The sequence below is a fragment of the Paraburkholderia sp. TE9906 genome, from assembly GCF_056279605.1.
In genome coordinates this window covers 1-1738 of sequence record NZ_JBWCCT010000040.1, presented here as the reverse complement: position 1 = coordinate 1738, position 1738 = coordinate 1, and the positions used below count along the sequence as shown (strand labels likewise).

Annotated in this window: 2 protein-coding genes; both read right to left on the bottom strand. The window is 62.0% G+C overall.

Annotated features, from left to right (window positions below; all coding sequences use genetic code 11):
* On the bottom strand, positions 1-1191 hold a 1191-nt coding region (gene tnpC / locus ACZ9H4_RS37040), incomplete at its 3' end, for an IS66 family transposase (protein WP_476123237.1).
* A 51-nt stretch (positions 1192-1242) separates the two neighbouring features.
* Complete coding sequence (gene tnpB, locus ACZ9H4_RS37035) at positions 1243-1590, bottom strand: IS66 family insertion sequence element accessory protein TnpB (protein WP_408150926.1); 348 nt, start codon at positions 1588-1590, stop codon at positions 1243-1245.
* Between the last annotated feature and the right edge of the window lie 148 nt (positions 1591-1738).

The following is a 1738-nucleotide window of genomic DNA, read 5'->3' as shown; positions in this document are numbered from 1 at the left end:
ATCATCAAGCAGCGGCACAGCCTTCTCCTGGCGAACGCGCCGACGTTCTTCAGGCGGCTTGCCACGAATGTGCTCTTCGATGCGATAGAGTGCGCCGATGCGCTCGAGTGCTTCGCTGGTGATCGGTGATGCCCGAACAGCGTGCAGATCATGTAGCTTTCGACGTGCATGCGCCATGCACGCTGCTTCGCGAATCTGACCGCCGAGGTACAGATCTGCATAACCGGCGAACGCATCTGCCTGCAGTACGCCGGTGAAGTTGGCAAGGTGACGTTGTGGATGTTCGCCGCGACGATCCGGTGTATAGGCAAACCAGACGGCCGGCGCTTCGTCCGAACCACTGGGCCGATCATCGCGCACATACACCCAGAGCCGGCCGGTCTTCGTCCTGCCATTGCCCGGCGCGAGCACCGGCAGCGGGGTGTCGTCGGCGTGAACCTTGGTGCCACCAAGCGCGTGGCGGCGCACCGCGTCGACCAGAGGGTTGAGTAGCCATGTCAGACTGCCCAGCCAGTGGCCCATGGTGCCCGCTTCGATCTCGACGCCGTCGCGCGCGTACATGACGGACTGGCGATAGAACGGGATGTGGTACGCGAACTTCGATGTCGTGATGTGGGCGAGCAAAGCTGGACCGGGCAGGCCGCGATCGATGGGCCGGCTCGGCGCAGCGGCTTGCACGATACAGTCGCAGCACGAACAGGCGAATTTGGGACGGCGATGACGGATGACGCGGAAGTGCGCGCGCACGTATTCAAGCTGCTCGGATACGTCTTCGCCCAGCGGTTTGAGTGTGCCACCGCATTCCGGGCAGTCTTCCTCGAGGGGCCGATGCACGCGCTCTTCGCGTTCGAGGTGATCGGGCAGTGGTTTGCGACCGGCACTCTCGCGGCGTTGTTGCGCCTTCTTCGAATCAGCCTGGGTGGCCGCACCTTCGTCTGCCTGCAGGTCCTCAAGTCGCAGTTCAAGCTGCTCTATCTGACGCTCCACCTTCTCAGACTTGCGACCGAACTGCATGCGGCGCAACTTCGCAATCGTCAGCTTCAGATGCTCGATCTCGATTACGCGGGAACTGAGCTGGTCCTGCAATTCGACGACCCGCTGCGCGTTTGCGTGAGCCGACGCCGCATGCGCGCGAACCAGCGCCTTCAGCGCATCAATGTCGTCGGGCAGGTCGGTATCGGTCAGATCCATTGCGACAGTTTACGACCATCTGCCGCACACGGATCATCGGGTAACAGACGTTTACAAAGCACTGCGCGGGCGTACCGCTTCGACTGGTTGTCGCCAGTCAAACCCTTCGAGCAGGAGTGAGAGTTGAGCGGTGGTCAACGCCACGACGCCGGCGTCGGCGCGGGGCCATGCAAAACGCCCTTTCTCAAGACGCTTCGCAAATAAACATAGGCCGCCATCGCTCCAGTACAACGCCTTCAACAGATCACCACGGCGCCCCCTGAAGATAAAAACATGGCCGCCGTATGGATCCTTCTCAAGCACCATCTGTACCTTCGCCGCAAGGGAATTGAAGCCGGAGCGCATGTCAGTGACGCCGGCAGCGATCCAGATCCGCGTGTTTGCAGGCGGCCCGATCATCGCAGAATCCGCTCGAGGACCAGGCGCAATATCGTCGCGTCGGGCACGCCGTCTATCCGGACCGACGTATTGCCATGCTGAAGCTGAATGCTGCCCTTAGCAGCCTCCCGAGGTACCGGCGCGTTCGTCGTCTCCGGAGCACGGGCCG